Source organism: Pseudomonas sp. NDM (assembly GCF_003105095.1).
Classification (GTDB): Bacteria; Pseudomonadota; Gammaproteobacteria; order Pseudomonadales; family Pseudomonadaceae; genus Aquipseudomonas; species Aquipseudomonas moraviensis_A.
Genome location: NZ_QETJ01000097.1, coordinates 1 through 18159 on the forward strand (window position 1 = coordinate 1; position 18159 = coordinate 18159).

The window sequence follows — 18159 nt, forward strand, 5'->3', positions numbered from 1 at the left end:
GCGATAGCGTCGGGTCAGTCACCATCAATGTTGAATGGTATACCGCTATCGCGAGCAGGCTCACTCCTACAGGGGATTTGTGTTGTGTTCGGAAACACAAACCCCGACACAAGGCCGGGGTCTGTTTACCGCATTACAACCTTAAACCAGCGCAGCGATCGCTTTGTTGAAGGTTGCGCTTGGGCGCATGGCCTTGCTGATCAGCTCGGCGTCGGCGTGGTAGTAACCGCCGATGTCGACTGGCTTGCCCTGAACGGCGTTGAGCTCGGCAACGATGGTCGCTTCGTTCTCGGTCAGCGTCTTGGCCAGAGTCGCGAACTGCGCTTGCAGTGCAGCGTCTTCAGTCTGGGCGGCCAGGGCCTGAGCCCAGTACATCGCCAGGTAGAAGTGGCTGCCGCGGTTGTCGATGTTGCCGACTTTGCGCGATGGCGACTTGTTGTTGTCGAGGAACTGGCCAGTGGCCTGGTCCAGAGTTTTCGACAGCACCAGCGCTTTCGGGTTGTTGTAGTTCACGCCCAGATGCTCGAGGGAAGCGGCGAGGGCGAGGAACTCACCCAGCGAATCCCAGCGCAGGAAGTTTTCTTCAACCAGTTGCTGCACGTGCTTCGGAGCCGAGCCGCCGGCGCCGGTTTCGAACAGGCCACCGCCGTTCATCAGCGGCACGATCGACAGCATCTTGGCGCTGGTGCCCAGTTCCATGATCGGGAACAGGTCGGTCAGGTAGTCGCGCAGTACGTTGCCGGTCACCGAAATGGTGTCCTTGCCTTCGCGGGTGCGCTGCAGGGTGTACTTCATCGCATCGACCGGGGCCATGATCTGGATGTCCAGACCGCTGGTGTCGTGATCCTTCAGATAAGCCTGAACCTTCTCGATCACCACGCCATCGTGAGCGCGCATCGGGTCGAGCCAGAAGATCGCCGGCGTGCTGCTCGCGCGAGCACGGTTGACGGCCAGTTTGACCCAGTCCTGGATCGGCGCGTCTTTGGTCTGGCACATGCGGAAGATGTCGCCGGCTTCGACAGCCTGCTCCATCAGCAGCTTGCCTTTGCTGTCGGTGACGCGAACGACGCCGTCAGCCTTGATCTGGAAGGTCTTGTCGTGAGAGCCGTACTCTTCGGCTTTCTTCGCCATCAGGCCAACGTTTGGCACGCTGCCCATAGTGGTCGGATCGAAAGCGCCATTGGCTTTGCAGTCTTCGATCACGGCCTGGTAGATGGTCGCGTAGCAGCGATCCGGGATAACTGCCTTGGTGTCGTGCAGCTGACCATCGGTGCCCCACATCTTGCCGGAGTCACGGATCATCGCCGGCATCGAGGCGTCGACGATGACGTCGCTCGGCACGTGCAGGTTGGTGATGCCTTTGTCGGAGTTGACCATCGCCAGCGATGGACGAACGGCGTAGACCGCGGCGATATCCGCTTCGATCTGCGCTTGCTGCTCGGCCGGCAGGGCCTTGATGCGCGCGTACAGATCGCCGATGCCGTTGTTCAGGTTGAAGCCGATCTGGTTCAGCACGTCAGCGTGTTTGGTCAGTGCGTCTTTATAGAACTCGGCAACGATCTGGCCGAACATGATCGGGTCGGAAACCTTCATCATGGTTGCTTTCAAGTGCACCGAGAGCAGTACGCCCTGAGCCTTGGCGCTTTCGATCTCGGCAGCGATGAACGCGCGCAGAGCGTTTTTGCTCATTACGGCGCAGTCGAGGATCTCGCCAGCCTGAACGGTGGTTTTCTCTTTCAGAACGGTAGCGCTACCGTCCTTGGCGACCAGCTCGATCTTCACTGCGTCAGCGGCGTCGATCAGGACAGCTTTTTCGCTGCCGTAGAAATCGCCGGTGCTCATGTGAGCGACGTGAGACTTGGAGTCCTTGGCCCAGGCGCCCATTTTGTGCGGGTGCTTGCGCGCGTAGTTCTTCACCGACAGCGGAGCGCGGCGGTCGGAGTTGCCTTCACGCAGAACCGGGTTCACGGCGCTGCCCTTGACCTTGTCGTAGCGCGCCTTGGCGTCTTTGTCGGCGTCGCTGGTCACGGTTTCCGGGTAATCCGGCAGGTTGTAGCCCTGTGCCTGCAATTCTTTGATCGCGGCTTGCAGCTGTGGCACCGATGCACTGATGTTCGGCAGCTTGATGATGTTGGCTTCAGGCGTAACGGCCAGGTCGCCCAGTTCGGCGAGGTGGTCGGCTACGGCTTTGTCGCCCAGTTGCTCGGGGAAGCTTGCCAGGATGCGCGCTGCAAGAGAGATATCGCGGGTTTCCACGGCGATATCGGCCGAGGCGGTGTAAGCCTCGATGATCGGCAGCAGGGAATAGGTGGCGAGGGCAGGAGCTTCGTCGGTGAAGGTATAGATGATCTTCGAGCGGGTGGGCATATTCGGATTAACTCTCTCTTCTTTGCTAAAGCGTGCGCAGAAACTCGAGGGGCGCCGGGTAAGCGCGTTCGTTCAAAGTCATCCATGAACCGAATGTCGAGATTCTTCGCGGTGATGTTGGGTGCATCAGTAGAGCGTCAAGCAGTCAGGCTGCGGTAACAACCCGACCAATCAGGCGGAAAGTCTCGTGCTAGAGAGGCCAGCCGTCGTGACCCTGTGGTCAGCGGGCGGCATTATACATAGGTAGCTGGCAATCTGCCGATGGTTCATATGCAACGATTCTCGTCCATTGGTCTAAAGGTCGCAGGGCGGCACCGGGCAAAGACTCGTTACGAATGCTGGAGTTTGGCGCTTTTCCCTTTGCTTTCAGGCTTGTACGAAACGAGATGTGCGGGGTGGCGGAACATAGGGTTTGCGTGTTGATTCAACTGGGTTACGCTCGAAGCAAGCCAGATGTTCAATCCAAACAATGGAGTTCAGCATGGGTTACAAGAAGATTCAGGTTCCAGCCGTCGGCGACAAAATCACCGTCAATGCAGACCATTCTCTCAATGTTCCTGATAACCCGATCATCCCCTTCATCGAAGGTGACGGTATTGGTGTCGACATCAGTCCGGTGATGATCAAGGTTGTCGATGCTGCTGTTGAAAAGGCCTACGGCGGCAAGCGCAAGATTTCCTGGATGGAAGTCTACGCTGGCGAAAAAGCCACCCAGGTTTACGATCAGGACACCTGGCTGCCGCAGGAAACCCTCGACGCCGTCAAGGATTACGTAGTCTCCATCAAAGGCCCGCTGACCACCCCGGTCGGTGGCGGCATCCGCTCGCTGAACGTGGCCCTGCGTCAGCAACTCGACCTGTACGTCTGCCTGCGCCCGGTGCGCTGGTTCGAAGGCGTGCCAAGCCCGGTGAAAAAGCCCGGCGATGTCGACATGACCATCTTCCGCGAGAACTCCGAAGACATTTATGCCGGCATCGAGTGGAAGGCCGGTTCGCCGGAAGCCACCAAGGTAATCAAATTCCTTAAAGAAGAAATGGGCGTCACCAAGATCCGTTTCGACGAAAACTGCGGCATCGGCGTCAAGCCTGTATCCCGCGAAGGCACCAGGCGCCTGGCGCGCAAGGCCCTGCAATACGTGGTCGACAATGACCGCGACTCGCTGACCATCGTGCACAAAGGCAACATCATGAAGTTCACCGAAGGTGCCTTCAAGGAATGGGCCTACGAGGTGGCGGCCGAAGAGTTCGGCGCGACCCTGCTCGATGGCGGCCCGTGGATGCAGTTCAAGAACCCGAAAACCGGCAAGAACGTTGTGGTCAAGGACGCCATCGCCGACGCCATGCTCCAGCAGATCCTGCTGCGCCCGGCCGAGTACGATGTGATCGCCACTCTCAACCTCAACGGTGATTACCTGTCAGATGCCCTGGCGGCGGAAGTGGGCGGTATCGGCATTGCGCCGGGTGCCAACCTTTCCGACACCGTGGCGATGTTCGAAGCGACCCACGGTACCGCGCCGAAATATGCCGGCAAGGACCAGGTCAACCCGGGCTCGCTGATTCTCTCGGCCGAGATGATGTTGCGTCACATGGGCTGGACTGAAGCGGCGGACCTGATCATCAAGGGCACCAACGGTGCGATCGGGGCGAAGACTGTTACTTATGATTTCGAGCGTTTGATGGATGGCGCCAAGCTGGTTTCGTCTTCGGGGTTCGGGGATGCGTTGATTTCGCATATGTAAAAGTTACAGGCACATGAAAACCGCCTGACTCGATGGGTTGAGTCAGGCGGTTTTTTTCTCAGCGTATTCAGGCAGGAATCAGTCAGCTCATCGCCTTGGCAGTTGCGGCAGCGGCAGCTGCGCCGACAGCGGCAGTTTCAGAAGCGGTGGATGGTTCGATGATTACGGATTCAATGGCTACCGCATGCAGGCCCTTCGGACCTTGCACGATCTCGAATTTCACCGTCTGGCCCGCTTTCAGCGTCTTGTACCCGTCCATCAGGATGGCCGAGTAGTGGGCGAAGAAATCAATGTCCTTGCCATCCTCATCGCGGCCTTCCCGGGAGTCGGTATTGATAAAGCCGAATCCCTTGGCATTGTTGAACCATTTCACCTTGCCGACAGCCATGCTCAAATCCCTCTGCAACAGACTCCATCGCTGGAGTATCATCCACGACATCCGCAATCGAATTCGATAAAAGAATTGACTCCGCGGATCTTTTTTACCCACTGTGGGCTCTATTGGTTGTAACACCGTTTTCCCGATAGTCAAGGTGACCGGGCAGTCGTAGTTGAAAACGTGTGCAACCGCCCCCACCACTGTATTCGCACAACTGACGAACCTTTTTTTCCATGCATGCAATCAGCCAGATTCGACTAACATTCAATCAGGATCGCCCGCTTCTCCAAAAGGATCTTCCACAGGAGCACGACGACGATTCGGCAGGCGTTGCTGTTCAGGAAGCAAAGCCCGCGTTACAGGCGCCGCCGATGTACAAGGTGGTTTTGTTCAATGATGACTACACACCGATGGATTTCGTCGTCGAAGTGCTCGAGGTGTTTTTTAACCTGAATCGCGAGCTGGCGACCAAGGTCATGCTGGCCGTCCATACAGAAGGCCGGGCAGTATGTGGAGTGTTTACCCGCGACATCGCCGAGACAAAGGCCATGCAGGTCAACCAGTACGCCAGGGAAAGCCAGCATCCGCTACTCTGTGAAATCGAGAAGGACGGTTAATCGCCGACCACTTGGGTATGAGGTGAAGCTATGTTAAACCGCGAGCTCGAAGTCACCCTCAATCTAGCCTTCAAGGAGGCTCGTTCGAAGCGTCATGAGTTCATGACCGTCGAACATCTCCTGCTGGCCCTATTGGATAATGAGGCTGCCGCCACCGTTTTGCGTGCCTGCGGCGCAAACCTCGACAAACTCAAGCATGATTTGCAGGAGTTCATCGACTCCACCACGCCATTGATCCCCGTGCATGACGAGGATCGTGAGACCCAGCCAACCCTGGGCTTCCAGCGTGTCCTGCAGCGTGCTGTTTTTCACGTACAGAGCTCGGGCAAACGCGAAGTGACCGGCGCCAACGTGCTGGTCGCCATCTTCAGTGAGCAAGAGAGTCAGGCAGTGTTCCTGCTGAAACAGCAGAGCGTTGCGCGCATCGATGTCGTCAACTACATCGCCCACGGCATTTCCAAAGTACCGGGGCACGGCGATCACTCTGAAGGTGAACAAGATATGCAGGACGACGAGGGCGGTGAGTCTTCTTCTTCAGGCAATCCTCTGGATGCTTATGCCAGCAACCTCAACGAACTCGCGCGCCAGGGTCGCATCGATCCGTTGGTCGGCCGCGAATCGGAAGTCGAGCGTGTCGCGCAGATTCTCGCGCGCCGGCGCAAGAACAACCCGCTGCTGGTCGGCGAAGCAGGCGTGGGTAAAACCGCGATTGCCGAAGGTCTGGCCAAGCGCATCGTCGACAACCAGGTGCCGGATCTGCTGGCCAATGCGGTTGTTTATTCCCTCGATCTCGGCGCTCTGCTCGCGGGCACCAAGTATCGCGGTGATTTCGAGAAGCGTTTCAAGGCGCTGCTCAATGAGCTGAAGAAACGTCCGCAGGCGATCCTGTTCATCGACGAGATCCACACCATCATTGGTGCGGGTGCTGCCTCCGGTGGCGTGATGGATGCGTCCAACCTGCTCAAGCCGCTGCTGTCGTCTGGCGACATTCGCTGCATCGGTTCGACTACGTTTCAGGAATTTCGCGGCATCTTCGAGAAGGACCGTGCCTTGGCGCGTCGTTTCCAGAAGGTCGATGTCGTCGAGCCGTCCGTGGAAGACACCATCGGTATCCTGCGTGGCCTGAAAGGGCGTTTCGAGCAGCATCACAACATCGAGTACAGCGACGAGTCGTTGCGTGCCGCTGCCGAACTGGCGTCGCGCTACATCAATGACCGGCACATGCCGGACAAGGCCATCGACGTGATCGACGAGGCGGGCGCCTATCAGCGTCTGCAACCGGTGGAGATGCGCGTCAAGCGAATCGAAGTGCCACAGGTCGAAGACATCGTTGCGAAGATCGCGCGGATTCCGCCTAAGCACGTCACCAGTTCCGACAAGGAGCTGCTGCGTAATCTGGAGCGTGACCTGAAGCTGACCGTGTTTGGTCAGGACGCGGCGATCGACTCGCTGTCGACCGCGATCAAGCTGTCCCGCGCCGGGCTCAAGTCGCCTGACAAGCCAGTCGGTTCGTTCCTGTTCGCAGGGCCTACCGGTGTCGGTAAAACCGAGGCTGCGCGGCAACTGGCCAAGGCTTTGGGGATTGAACTGGTTCGCTTCGACATGTCCGAGTACATGGAGCGTCACACCGTATCGCGTCTGATCGGTGCACCTCCAGGCTATGTCGGATTCGATCAGGGCGGTCTGTTGACCGAGGCGATTACCAAGCAGCCGCACTGTGTATTGCTGCTCGACGAAATCGAGAAGGCGCATCCGGAAGTCTTCAATCTGCTGTTGCAGGTCATGGACCACGGCACGCTGACCGATAACAACGGGCGCAAGGCGGACTTCCGCAACGTGATCGTGATCATGACCACCAACGCCGGTGCCGAAACGGCCGCGCGGGCTTCGATCGGTTTCACCCATCAGGATCACTCCTCTGATGCGATGGAAGTGATCAAGAAGAGCTTTACACCGGAATTCCGTAACCGTCTGGACACCATTATCCAGTTTGGTCGCCTCAGCCATGAGGTCATCAAAAGCGTGGTGGACAAGTTCCTCACCGAACTGCAGGCGCAGCTGGAAGACAAGCGCGTGTTGCTCGAGGTTACCGATGCGGCGCGCAGCTGGCTGGCGGCGGGTGGTTACGATTCGGCAATGGGCGCACGTCCGATGGCGCGTCTGATTCAGGACAAGATCAAGCGTCCGTTGGCGGAGGAGATTCTGTTTGGCGAACTGGCCGAGCATGGCGGTGTGGTGCACATCGACATCAAGGACGGGGAGTTGACGTTTGACTTCGAGACTACTGCGGAAATGGCCTGACGGTCGTGTATTAAGAGGGCGCCTTCGGGCGCCTTTTTGCTGTTTGTCGTTTGGGGGTTTTGGGTGAATATCCGTTGCTGCGGTTACGGCTGCTTAGGGTTTCGCCCTGACGGCGACTCACATTTTTTACAAACGCCTAAAAAAGTAAGCAAAAAAACGCTTGCTCCTGCGTTAGGCCCTCGCAGGCTCGGGTTCCTTCGCTGCGGGATCGATCCGCTCAGCCTTCCGACGTCGCCCGTGGATCAAGATCAAAAGCACTCGAGCTAACGCTCATTGTTGAGTGGTGAAAAGCGTGTGGTCTGCTTTGGATCTGCGTTGGATTCGCCCCTCACCCCAGCCCTCTCCCGAGGGAGAGGGGGCCGATTTGTGTGGTGTTCAAAACCTGCATTCAACTCGGTATCTCACGTCGGCGTACCTCGCCTAAACACCGCGGTCAGTCCCCTCTCCCTCCGGGAGAGGGCTAGGGTGAGGGGCTCTTGATCCGGCTTTTGATCTTTTGCCCCTTTGGCAGGCTTCGTTACGGGATCAATCCCGTAACGAAGGAACCCCGATCCCCAGCGAGCGGGCTGAACGCCGGGGCAAAGCCTTTTGGGTTACCTTTTTGGCGTTTGGAAAAGGTGACTCGCTGTAAGAGCGAAACCGCCAGCGGCCGCACCCGAAAAAATGGATATACACACAAACCAATAAAGCGCAGATACAAAAACGCCCGGCATAACCCGGGCGTTCTGTATTGACTTGATTAACGAGCGCGGTAAGTGATCCGCCCTTTGCTCAAATCATAGGGCGTCAGCTCGACGCGCACTTTGTCACCGGTAAGAATACGAATGTAGTTCTTGCGCATCTTGCCGGAAATATGCGCGGTTACGACGTGCCCATTTTCCAACTCCACACGAAACATGGTGTTGGGCAGGGTGTCGACGACAGTGCCTTCCATTTCGAAGCTGTCTTCTTTCGACATGCAGTAAAGCCCTCGGTATCCAATGAATGGCCCGGTGCAACTGCGCCAGGCAAAAGCGGCGTGCATTGTGCCCGAAAAATGGGGTTTACGCCAAGGGGTTTAGGCCGTGGGTTTAGTTCAGGACGACCCAGCGCTGATTGATCAGCAATTCAATGGGCCGATATTGCGTCTTGTAGTTCATCTTTTTGCAGTTCTTGATCCAGTAACCCAGGTACACCGCCTCAAGGCCCAAGCGCTGGCTCTCGGCGATTTGCCAGAGGATCGCGTAACGACCGAGGCTGCGCCGTTCTTCGTTCGGTTCGTAGAAGGTGTACACCGCCGACAGACCGTTTGGCAGCAGGTCGGTGACCGCCACCGCGAGCAGCCGTCCGTCGAGTCGGAACTCGTAGAAGCGCGAGAAGGGTAGATCACGTACCAGAAACGTCGAGAACTGATCACGGCTCGGCGGGTACATGTCGCCGTCGGCATGACGCTGTTCGATGTAGCGCTGGTACAGGTCGAAGTATTCTTCACTGAACTGCGGTTTGACTGGCTGCACTTGCAAATCGGCGTTGCGTTTGTAGATTCGCTTTTGCTGGCGGTTGGCAATGAACTGGGCCGAAGGAATGCGCGCAGGCACGCACGCATTGCAATTCTGGCAATGCGGCCGGTACAGGTGATCGCCGCTGCGACGAAAGCCCATTTCCGACAGATCTGCGTAGACGTGCACATCCATGGGCTGACTCGGGTCGAGAAACAGCGTCGTGGCCTGCTCCTCGGGCAGATAACTGCAAGAGTGGGGCTGAGTGGCATAGAACTTCAAACGCGCCAACTCGGTCATGAATCAACCCTCGGGATAAGCTGGTGGATTAAGTGTAAGCCACCTGCGCAAAAGTCGCTCAGCAAACCCAGGTCGCCGAATTCGGTTGATCGAGATGGCGCTGCAGATAGTCGGCGAATTCCCTGCGCGGAATCGACCGTGCACCGAGGCTGTGAAGGTGGTCGGTCGGCATCTGGCAGTCGATCAGGACAAAGCCGGCGGCTTTCAAATGCTGCACCAGGGTGGCGAAGCCGTACTTGGAAGCGTTGTCGGCGCGGCTGAACATCGACTCGCCAAAAAACAATCGACCCATCGCCAGGCCATACAGGCCGCCAACCAGTTGTCCATCGTCCCGGACTTCAACCGAATGGGCGAAACCGCGCCGATGCAGTTCGACGTAGGCATCCTGCATGGCTTCAGTGATCCAGGTGCCATCGGCGTAATCACGGGGCGCAGCGCAGGCCTGGATAACGGCGGCGAAATCCTGATCGAAGGTCACTTGATAGCGTTGCTTGCGCAGCAACTTGCCGAGACTGCGCGAGACGTGCAGTTCGTCGGGAAGCAGCACGGTGCGCGGATCCGGCGACCACCAGAGAATCGGTTGGCCCTCGGAGAACCAGGGAAAACAGCCGTGGCGATAGGCCTGGATCAGCCGGTCAGCGGAGAGATCACCACCGGCGGCGAGCAGTCCGTTTGGCTCGCGCATGGCTTTTTCCAGGGGCGGAAAGGTCAGGGAATTACGTTGTAACCAAGTCAGCATGGCATCCAGGCTTGCAGAAGGGGAGGGCGATCAGGAGGGCGCGCAGCCCCGCGAAAGAGTTTGCCGCGAAACGGCGCCGATGTCCTGCACAGATGTCAGGTGCGATGACTGTCGAGCTGCAACTTGATGTGTCGCCCGTGGTCGTAAGCGTCACCGTATCGATGCCTGCTTGGCATTTCTGTCCGCCATATCCGACCAGCCTCGCTACGTTCATCAAATACAGCTCATAAGCCTTTGTCACGCAAGACAATGCATGCTCCAATTGCAACGCGATTCCCATGCGTTTGGCTATGCTTAAGGCTGAGCGCTCAAGCATGGCGTCGGGCGCACAAACCCGTACAATGCCGGGTTGTGACGGGCTTTTCGCTGTGTGGAGTGTTTATGGCTGTGTTTATAAAACCAGTGGCACAGTGTTAAAAGTAGTCTCAGTTGAGCTTTTCACCTTTTTACCTGCCTGGATCGGGCAGTTTTTTATCGTCATTCAATAGATGGACGCGCCTTGGGCGCAGGAAAAGAAGCGTTTTGAAGAAGACCACCGAAGCACCCAAAACAGTCGTTCCGCTCTGGCGCCAACAGCTGCACTACCGGCTCAAGGAAGGTGCATTGATCGCCATTGGCGCCTTGTGCCTGTTCCTGATGATGGCTTTGCTGACTTACGGGAAGGACGATCCGGGCTGGAGTCATAACAGCAAGATCGACGACGTGCAGAACTTCGGCGGTCCGGCAGGCTCGTACAGCGCCGATATCCTGTTCATGGTGCTCGGTTACTTCGCCTATATCTTTCCGCTGCTGCTGGCGGTCAAGGCGTACCAGATCTTCCGTCAACGCCACGAACCGTGGCAGTGGAGCGGCTGGCTGTTCTCCTGGCGCCTGATCGGTCTGGTGTTCCTGGTGCTCTCGGGTGCTGCGCTGGCGCACATTCATTTCCATGCCGCGACCGGTCTGCCGGCTGGCGCTGGCGGGGCCTTGGGCGAAAGCCTTGGCGATCTGGCGAAAAATGCGCTGAACATTCAGGGCAGTACGCTGCTGTTCATCGCTCTGTTCCTCTTCGGCCTGACCGTATTTACCGACCTGTCGTGGTTCAAGGTGATGGATGTCACCGGCAAGATCACCCTTGATCTGTTCGAACTGTTCCAGGGCGCGCTCAACCGCTGGTGGTCGGCGCGCACCGAGCGCAAGCAACTGGTGGCGCAACTGCGTGAGGTCGATGACCGCGTACATGATGTGGTCGCACCCACTGTCACCGACAAGCGTGAGCAGGCCAAGGTCAAGGAGCGCCTGATCGAGCGCGAGCAAGCGCTGAGCAAGCACATGTCCGATCGCGAGAAGCAGGTGCCTCCGGTCATCGCGCCGGCACCGGCCAAGGCGCCAGAGCCGAGCAAGCGCGTGCAGAAAGAGAAACAGGCGCCGTTGTTCGTCGACAGCGCGGTGGAAGGCACCTTGCCGCCGATCTCGATTCTTGATCCTGCGGAAAAGAAACAACTCAACTATTCGCCTGAGTCGCTGGCAGCCGTCGGCCACTTGCTGGAAATCAAGCTCAAGGAATTCGGTGTCGAAGTCACGGTGGATTCGATTCATCCGGGCCCGGTGATTACCCGTTACGAGATCCAGCCTGCCGCTGGGGTAAAAGTCAGCCGCATCGCCAACCTGGCGAAAGACCTTGCACGCTCCCTGGCGGTAACCAGCGTGCGGGTGGTCGAGGTGATTCCGGGCAAGACCACCGTCGGTATCGAAATTCCCAACGAAGACCGTCAGATCGTGCGCTTCTCCGAAGTGCTGTCGACGCCCGAGTACGACAATTTCAAATCCCCGGTCACCCTGGCGCTCGGTCACGACATCGGTGGCAAGCCGGTCATCACCGACCTGGCGAAGATGCCGCACCTTTTGGTGGCCGGTACCACCGGTTCCGGTAAGTCCGTGGGCGTGAACGCGATGATCCTGTCGATCCTGTTCAAGTCCGGCCCGGACGACGCCAAGCTCATCATGATCGACCCGAAAATGCTCGAGCTGTCGATCTACGAAGGCATTCCGCATTTGTTGTGCCCGGTGGTGACCGACATGAAGGACGCCGCCAACGCCTTGCGCTGGAGCGTTGCCGAGATGGAGCGGCGCTACAAGCTGATGGCGAAGATGGGCGTGCGTAACCTGTCCGGCTTCAACGCCAAGGTCAAGGAAGCCCAGGATGCCGGCGAGCCATTGAGTGATCCGCTGTACAAGCGTGAAAGCATTCACGACGAAGCGCCGCTGCTGCAGAAACTGCCGACCATTGTCGTGGTGGTCGACGAATTCGCCGACATGATGATGATCGTCGGCAAGAAGGTTGAAGAACTGATCGCGCGTATCGCGCAGAAGGCGCGTGCGGCGGGCATCCACTTGATCCTCGCAACCCAGCGCCCTTCGGTGGACGTGATCACCGGTCTGATCAAGGCCAACATCCCGACTCGCATGGCGTTCCAGGTGTCGAGCAAGATCGACTCGCGGACCATCATCGACCAGGGTGGCGCCGAGCAACTGCTGGGTCACGGTGACATGCTCTACATGCCGCCGGGTACCAGTTTGCCGATCCGGGTGCACGGCGCGTTCGTCTCCGACGATGAGGTTCACCGTGTGGTCGAGGCGTGGAAACTGCGCGGCGCGCCGGAATACAACGACGACATCCTAAACGGTGTCGAAGAGGCGGGCAGCGGCTTTGAAGGCAGTAGCGGTGGTGGCGACGGTGATGATCCGGAAGCCGACGCGCTGTATGACGAAGCGGTGCAGTTCGTCCTCGAAAGCCGTCGCGCGTCGATTTCCGCTGTTCAGCGCAAGCTGAAGATCGGCTACAACCGCGCCGCGCGGATGATCGAGGCGATGGAAATGGCCGGTGTCGTCACGTCAATGAACACCAACGGTTCGCGTGAAGTCCTGGCCCCGGGCCCGGTACGCGACTGAAACGCAATGACTCGGGCGGCGCAATGACGCGCCGCCCGCTTTCCCACGTATTCAAGAGGACTCCAATGCGCCTTATCCGCATGCTGTTGCCAGTACTGGCGCTGACCACGCTCACGGCCCACGCCGATGAAAAGGACGTGGCGCGCCTGACTCAATTGCTGGAAACATCGAAAACCCTGTCGGCAAATTTTTCCCAGTTGACCCTCGACGGCGGCGGTACGCAGTTGCAGGAAACCACCGGCAACATGACCCTGCAGCGTCCGGGTCTGTTCTACTGGCACACCAACGCACCGGCCGAGCAGACCATGGTCTCCGATGGCAAGAAAGTCACCCTGTGGGACCCGGACCTGGAACAGGCAACCATCAAGAAGCTCGACGAGCGTCTGACCCAGACCCCGGCGCTGCTGCTGTCCGGTGATGTCTCGAAGATCAGCCAGAGCTTCGATATCAGCGCGAAAGAGGCGGGCGGTGTGATCGACTTCACCCTCAAGCCGAAGACCAAGGACACCCTCTTCGACAATCTGCGCCTGTCGTTCCGCAACGGTCTGCTCAATGACATGCAACTGATCGACAGCGTCGGCCAGCGCACCAATATCCTGTTTACCGGTGTCAAGGCCAACGAAGCGGTGCCGGCATCCAAATTCAAATTCGACATTCCCAAGGGTGCCGACGTCATCCAGGAATAAACGCCAGGTTCCGTGTCGGAGCTATTGTGGCGAGGGAGCTTGCTCCCGCTGGACTGCGCAGCAGGCCCCGCTTCTGAATGAAGAGCGGGGCTGCTTCGCGCCCCGACGGGAGCAAGCTCTCTCGCCACAGGTTTAAAAAATCAGAGGTTTCAACGCTACGTGATGGATCTGTTTCGCAGTGTACCGATTGCCCAACCCTTGGCCGCGCGTCTGCGTGCGGCCAATCTGGATGAGTACGTCGGTCAGGAACACGTGCTCGCTCGCGGCAAGCCTCTGCGTGAGGCGCTGGAGCAGGGCGCGCTGCATTCGATGATCTTCTGGGGCCCTCCGGGCGTGGGTAAGACCACCCTGGCGCGGTTGCTCGCAGAAGTCTCCGATGCGCACTTCGAAACCGTCTCGGCAGTACTCGCCGGGGTCAAGGAGATCCGTCAGGCGGTTGAGATCGCCAAGCAGCAGGCCGGCCAGTACGGCAAGCGCACGATCCTGTTTGTCGACGAAGTGCACCGCTTCAACAAGTCGCAGCAGGACGCCTTTCTGCCGTACGTTGAAGACGGCACGCTGATCTTCATCGGCGCCACCACCGAAAACCCTTCGTTCGAACTCAACAACGCATTGTTGTCGCGTGCCCGGGTCTATGTGCTGAAAAGCCTCGACGAAGCGGCGTTGCGCAAGCTGGTGCACCGCGCGCTTACCGAAGAGCGCGGGTTGGGCAAGCGCAACCTGACGCTGAGCGATGAAGGTTTTCAGATGTTGCTGTCCGCCGCCGATGGCGATGGCCGGCGTCTGCTCAATCTGCTGGAGAACGCCTCCGATCTGGCCGAAGACAACAGCGAAATCGGCACCGAGCTGCTGCAAAGCCTGCTCGGCGACACCCGTCGGCGTTTCGACAAGGGTGGCGAGGCGTTTTACGACCAGATATCGGCGCTGCACAAATCGGTGCGCGGCTCCAATCCCGACGGCGCGCTGTACTGGTTTGCGCGGATGATCGACGGCGGTTGCGATCCGCTGTATCTGGCGCGGCGCGTGGTGCGCATGGCCAGCGAAGACATTGGCAATGCCGACCCGCGTGCGCTGAGCCTGTGCCTGGCGGCATGGGAGGTGCAGGAGCGTCTTGGCAGCCCGGAAGGCGAATTGGCAGTGGCCCAGGCCATCACGTATCTGGCCTGCGCACCGAAAAGCAATGCGGTGTACATGGGTTTCAAGACCGCCCTGCGCGCAGCGGCCGAAAACGGCTCCCTGGAAGTGCCGCTGCACCTGCGCAATGCTCCAACCAAGCTGATGAAGCAGTTGGGTTATGGCGACGAGTACCGCTATGCCCACGATGAGCCGGACGCTTATGCCGCCGGCGAAGACTATTTCCCGGAAGAACTCGAGCCGATTCCGTTCTATCAGCCAGTGCCCCGTGGCCTGGAGTTGAAGATCGGCGAGAAGCTCAATCACCTCGCTCAACTCGATCGTCTGAGCCCTCGGCAGCGGAGAAAGTAGTGGTCCCATTGATCCTCGCAGTGTCGGTCGGCGGCGTCGCTGGCACATTGTTGCGCTTCGCCACCGGCAATTGGGTCAGCGCCAATTGGCCGCGGCACTTCTATACCGCGACGCTGGCCGTTAATATCGTGGGCTGCCTGTTGATTGGCGTGTTGTATGGCCTGTTTTTGATACGCCCGGAAGTGCCGATCGAGGTGCGTGCCGGGTTGATGGTCGGCTTCCTCGGGGGGCTGACGACTTTTTCATCCTTTTCACTGGATACGGTGCGCCTGCTGGAAAGCGGGCAAGTGTTGCTGGCCCTCGGCTATGCGGCATTGAGCGTATTCGGCGGGCTGCTCGCAACATGGGCTGGCCTGTCCCTGACCAAACTTTGATAACGAGAAACCGACATGCTCGATTCCAAACTGTTACGTAGCAACCTTCAGGACGTAGCGGACCGCCTGGCTTCCCGTGGCTTTGCCCTGGACACCGCGCGCATCGAAGCGCTGGAAGAACAGCGCAAGACCGTCCAGACCCGCACCGAAGCACTGCAGGCTGAGCGTAACGCGCGTTCCAAATCCATCGGGCAGGCCAAGCAGCGTGGCGAAGACATCGCGCCGCTGATGGCGGACGTCGAGCGCATGGCGGGCGAACTGAGCGCTGGCAAGGTCGAGCTGGACGCGATCCAGACCGAACTCGATTCGATCCTGCTCGGTATCCCGAACCTGCCGCACGAGTCGGTGCCGGTCGGCAAGGACGAAGACGACAACGTCGAAGTACGCCGCTGGGGCACGCCAACCCAATTCGATTTCGAAGTGAAAGATCACGTCGCTCTCGGCGAAAAGTTCGGCTGGCTGGACTTCGAAACCGCTGCCAAGCTGTCTGGCGCTCGTTTCGCCTTGTTGCGTGGCCCGATCGCGCGTCTGCATCGCGCGCTGGCACAGTTCATGATCAACCTGCACGTCAACGAGCATGGCTACGAAGAGGCCTACACGCCTTATCTGGTCCAGGCACCGGCACTGCAAGGCACCGGTCAACTGCCGAAGTTCGAAGAAGACCTGTTCAAGATCGCCCGTGAAGGCGAAGCCGATCTGTACCTGATCCCGACTGCCGAGGTATCGCTGACCAACATCGTTGCCGGCGAAATCGTCGATTCGAAGTCACTGCCGATCAAGTTCGTCGCCCATACCCCGTGCTTCCGTAGCGAAGCCGGCGCGTCGGGTCGCGACACTCGCGGGATGATTCGCCAGCACCAGTTCGACAAGGTCGAGATGGTGCAGATCGTTGAGCCGTCGCAATCGATGGAAGCGCTGGAAGGCCTGACCGCCAACGCCGAAAAAGTCTTGCAACTGCTCGGCCTGCCTTACCGCACCCTGGCACTGTGCACTGGCGACATGGGTTTCAGTGCGGTCAAGACCTACGATCTGGAAGTGTGGATCCCGAGCCAGGACAAATACCGCGAAATCTCTTCGTGCTCCAACTGCGGCGACTTCCAGGCGCGTCGCATGCAGGCGCGTTTCCGTAACCCGGAAACCGGCAAGCCTGAGCTGGTGCACACCTTGAACGGTTCCGGGCTGGCGGTCGGTCGTACCCTGGTTGCCGTGCTGGAAAACTATCAGCAGGCCGACGGTTCCATCCGTGTGCCGGACGTGCTCAAGCCGTACATGGGTGGCCTTGAGGTCATCGGCTAAATGAAATATCTGCCGCTGTTTCACAACCTGCGCGGCAGTCGTGTGTTGGTCGTCGGTGGGGGGGAAATTGCCTTGCGCAAATCCCGCCTGCTGGCCGATGCCGGTGCGCTGCTGCGGGTGGTCGCACCTGAAATCGAAACGCAACTGGCCGAACTGGTCGCTGGCAGCGGCGGTGAATGCCTGTTGCGCGGCTACGTCGAGACGGATCTGGACGGTTGCGGGCTGATCATTGCCGCCACCGACGACGAAACGCTGAATGCGCAAGTCTCCACCGATGCGCATCGGCGTTGCGTGCCGGTCAACGTGGTCGATGCGCCTGCCCTGTGCAGCGTGATCTTCCCGGCGATCGTCGATCGCTCGCCGTTGATCATCGCTGTCTCCAGCGGCGGCGATGCGCCGGTACTGGCGCGTCTGATCCGCGCCAAGATTGAAACCTGGATTCCCTCGACTTACGGTCAGTTGGCTGGGCTGGCTGCACGTTTCCGCCATCAGGTGAAAAACCTGTTTCCGGATGTGCAGCAGCGTCGTGGCTTCTGGGAAGACGTGTTTCAGGGCCCGATCGCCGATCGGCAACTGGCCGGGCAGGGCGCTGAAGCCGAGCGTCTGTTGCAGGCGAAGGTGGATGGCGAGCCAATGGTCACCACTGGCGAGGTTTATCTGGTCGGTGCCGGCCCGGGTGATCCGGATCTGTTGACCTTTCGCGCACTGCGTCTGATGCAGCAAGCCGACGTGGTGCTCTACGATCGTCTGGTGGCACCGGCGATTCTGGAATTGTGCCGTCGCGATGCCGAGCGGGTGTATGTCGGCAAGCGTCGTTCCGAACATGCGGTGCCGCAGGACCAGATCAACCAGCAACTGGTCGATTTGGCCAAGGCCGGCAAGCGCGTGGTGCGGTTGAAGGGCGGCGATCCGTTTATCTTCGGCCGCGGTGGTGAGGAGATTGAGGAACTCGCCGCTCACGGCATCCCGTTCCAGGTGGTACCCGGGATCACGGCGGCCAGCGGTTGTGCGGCCTACGCGGGAATTCCGCTGACCCATCGCGACCACGCGCAGTCCGTGCGGTTTGTCACTGGGCACTTGAAGGATGGTTCCACCGATCTGCCATGGGCTGACCTGGTGGCCCCGGCGCAGACGCTGGTGTTCTACATGGGCCTGGTGGGGTTGCCGGTCATCTGCGAGCAGTTGATCAGACACGGCCGCGCAGCTGAAACTCCGGCGGCGTTGATTCAGCAGGGCACCACAATCAATCAGCGGGTCTTTACCGGCACGCTGGCCGACTTGCCGCGATTGGTGGCGGAGCATGAAGTGCATGCGCCGACATTGGTAATCGTCGGTGAAGTGGTGCAACTGCGCGAGAAACTGGCCTGGTTCGAAGGGGCGCAGGCGCAAATCTGAGTCAAAGCAAAAAGATCGCAGCCTTCGGCAGCTCCTACAGGGAACGCATTCTCATGTAGGAGCTGCCGAAGGC

The 18159-nt window shown here is 59.1% G+C and carries 14 protein-coding genes; 9 read left to right on the forward strand and 5 right to left on the reverse strand.

Features of this window, described 5'->3' with window-relative positions; all coding sequences use genetic code 11:
* Positions 1-141: 141 nt before the first annotated feature.
* Positions 142-2367, reverse strand: a complete 2226-nt coding sequence (locus DCO47_RS18245; RefSeq protein WP_116658625.1) for an NADP-dependent isocitrate dehydrogenase — start codon at positions 2365-2367, stop codon at positions 142-144.
* Between the two features lie 481 nt (positions 2368-2848).
* Here DCO47_RS18245 and icd point away from each other — a divergent pair, with 481 nt between their 5' ends.
* Positions 2849-4105 (forward strand): NADP-dependent isocitrate dehydrogenase, encoded by a 1257-nt coding sequence (gene icd, locus DCO47_RS18250; protein ID WP_056788899.1) that lies wholly within the window; start codon positions 2849-2851, stop codon positions 4103-4105.
* 82 nt (positions 4106-4187) lie between these two features.
* Here the strand turns inward: icd and DCO47_RS18255 are convergent, their stop codons facing one another.
* Positions 4188-4493, reverse strand: a complete 306-nt coding sequence (locus DCO47_RS18255) for a cold shock domain-containing protein (RefSeq protein WP_064363633.1) — start codon at positions 4491-4493, stop codon at positions 4188-4190.
* A gap of 224 nt (positions 4494-4717) precedes the next feature.
* Here DCO47_RS18255 and clpS point away from each other — a divergent pair, with 224 nt between their 5' ends.
* Together clpS and clpA are read left to right on the forward strand one after the other, a co-directional pair.
* Positions 4718-5101: an ATP-dependent Clp protease adapter ClpS gene (gene clpS / locus DCO47_RS18260; RefSeq protein WP_011334948.1), complete on the forward strand. Its 384-nt coding sequence runs from the start codon at positions 4718-4720 to the stop codon at positions 5099-5101.
* A gap of 30 nt (positions 5102-5131) precedes the next feature.
* On the forward strand, positions 5132-7402 hold the full coding sequence (gene clpA / locus DCO47_RS18265; protein ID WP_016775266.1) for an ATP-dependent Clp protease ATP-binding subunit ClpA: 2271 nt from the start codon (positions 5132-5134) through the stop codon (positions 7400-7402).
* Positions 7403-8141: 739 nt separating this feature from the next.
* On the opposite strand, the gene infA is transcribed toward clpA, so the two are convergent.
* The 3 genes from infA to aat all read right to left on the reverse strand — a co-directional run bounded on the left by infA (position 8142) and on the right by aat (position 9919).
* On the reverse strand, positions 8142-8360 hold the full coding sequence (gene infA / locus DCO47_RS18270) for a translation initiation factor IF-1 (protein ID WP_002553999.1): 219 nt from the start codon (positions 8358-8360) through the stop codon (positions 8142-8144).
* Positions 8361-8472: 112 nt separating this feature from the next.
* Positions 8473-9180 carry an arginyltransferase gene (locus tag DCO47_RS18275; RefSeq protein WP_042609221.1) on the reverse strand — a complete coding sequence of 236 codons (708 nt, stop codon included), beginning with the start codon at positions 9178-9180 and terminating at the stop codon, positions 8473-8475.
* Between the two features lie 58 nt (positions 9181-9238).
* Positions 9239-9919 (reverse strand): leucyl/phenylalanyl-tRNA--protein transferase, encoded by a 681-nt coding sequence (gene aat, locus DCO47_RS18280; RefSeq protein ID WP_116658626.1) that lies wholly within the window; start codon positions 9917-9919, stop codon positions 9239-9241.
* Positions 9920-10441: 522 nt separating this feature from the next.
* Here aat and ftsK point away from each other — a divergent pair.
* From ftsK to cysG, 6 genes are all read left to right on the forward strand, one after another.
* Positions 10442-12850, forward strand: coding sequence for a DNA translocase FtsK (gene ftsK, locus DCO47_RS18285; protein ID WP_041477069.1), 2409 nt, complete (start codon positions 10442-10444; stop codon positions 12848-12850).
* Positions 12851-12915: 65 nt separating this feature from the next.
* Positions 12916-13536: an outer membrane lipoprotein chaperone LolA gene (gene lolA, locus DCO47_RS18290; RefSeq protein ID WP_042609224.1), complete on the forward strand. Its 621-nt coding sequence runs from the start codon at positions 12916-12918 to the stop codon at positions 13534-13536.
* A 162-nt stretch (positions 13537-13698) separates the two neighbouring features.
* The gene (locus tag DCO47_RS18295; RefSeq protein ID WP_116658627.1) at positions 13699-15021 is read left to right on the forward strand and encodes a replication-associated recombination protein A; all 1323 of its coding nucleotides are present in this window, start codon (positions 13699-13701) and stop codon (positions 15019-15021) included.
* Positions 15021-15395: a fluoride efflux transporter CrcB gene (gene crcB / locus DCO47_RS18300; RefSeq protein ID WP_016775261.1), complete on the forward strand. Its 375-nt coding sequence runs from the start codon at positions 15021-15023 to the stop codon at positions 15393-15395. Before DCO47_RS18295 ends, crcB begins: the two co-directional genes overlap by 1 nt.
* A 15-nt stretch (positions 15396-15410) precedes the next feature.
* A complete protein-coding gene (gene serS / locus DCO47_RS18305; protein WP_065616030.1) occupies positions 15411-16691 on the forward strand; it encodes a serine--tRNA ligase in 1281 nt (426 codons plus the stop codon).
* Complete coding sequence (gene cysG, locus DCO47_RS18310) at positions 16692-18086, forward strand: siroheme synthase CysG (protein ID WP_064363630.1); 1395 nt, start codon at positions 16692-16694, stop codon at positions 18084-18086.
* Positions 18087-18159 lie beyond the last annotated feature (73 nt).

Bases quoted from the DNA above. Each gene is read 5' to 3' on its own strand.
- icd (WP_056788899.1), top strand. From the start codon at position 2,849: ATGGGTTACAAGAAGATTCAGGTTCCAGCCGTCGGCGACAAAATCACC.
- cysG (WP_064363630.1), top strand. From the start codon at position 16,692: ATGAAATATCTGCCGCTGTTTCACAACCTGCGCGGCAGTCGTGTGTTG.
- DCO47_RS18295 (WP_116658627.1), top strand. From the start codon at position 13,699: ATGGATCTGTTTCGCAGTGTACCGATTGCCCAACCCTTGGCCGCGCGT.
- clpS (WP_011334948.1), top strand. From the start codon at position 4,718: ATGCATGCAATCAGCCAGATTCGACTAACATTCAATCAGGATCGCCCG.
- DCO47_RS18275 (WP_042609221.1), bottom strand. From the start codon at position 9,180: ATGACCGAGTTGGCGCGTTTGAAGTTCTATGCCACTCAGCCCCACTCT.
- DCO47_RS18255 (WP_064363633.1), bottom strand. From the start codon at position 4,493: ATGGCTGTCGGCAAGGTGAAATGGTTCAACAATGCCAAGGGATTCGGC.
- serS (WP_065616030.1), top strand. From the start codon at position 15,411: ATGCTCGATTCCAAACTGTTACGTAGCAACCTTCAGGACGTAGCGGAC.
- infA (WP_002553999.1), bottom strand. From the start codon at position 8,360: ATGTCGAAAGAAGACAGCTTCGAAATGGAAGGCACTGTCGTCGACACC.
- clpA (WP_016775266.1), top strand. From the start codon at position 5,132: ATGTTAAACCGCGAGCTCGAAGTCACCCTCAATCTAGCCTTCAAGGAG.
- lolA (WP_042609224.1), top strand. From the start codon at position 12,916: ATGCGCCTTATCCGCATGCTGTTGCCAGTACTGGCGCTGACCACGCTC.
- DCO47_RS18245 (WP_116658625.1), bottom strand. From the start codon at position 2,367: ATGCCCACCCGCTCGAAGATCATCTATACCTTCACCGACGAAGCTCCT.
- aat (WP_116658626.1), bottom strand. From the start codon at position 9,919: ATGCTGACTTGGTTACAACGTAATTCCCTGACCTTTCCGCCCCTGGAA.